Here is a 239-nt window from a genome sequence, read left to right as displayed (position 1 = left end):
ACCCAGAATGTATGCCGAAACCAGTGGGCAATTATAGTCATATCACAAGAGTGCCAAAGGGTGCGGGGTTATTTGTTACATCGGGTCAAGTAGGAACAGATATGGATGGGCAGATACCATCAAGCTTAAACGACCAAGTAACAAATACATTTGAAAATATTAAAAAAGTCCTTGAATCAGAAGGACTGAATGAAGAGCATGTGATTAAGGTCAATATATGGGCAACAGAAGAAATCGAC

1 protein-coding gene is annotated in these 239 nt (G+C 39.7%); it reads left to right on the top strand.

Annotation, left to right across the window (positions count from 1 at the left end; all coding sequences use genetic code 11):
- Positions 1–239: RidA family protein (locus SB775_RS33510; protein ID WP_410865617.1), on the top strand; the 239-nt coding region annotated here is incomplete at both ends.

The sequence above is a fragment of the Peribacillus sp. SIMBA_075 genome (assembly GCF_046534585.1).
Note: the sequence above shows the minus strand (reverse complement) of the source record. Positions and strands in the feature narration are given on the sequence as shown.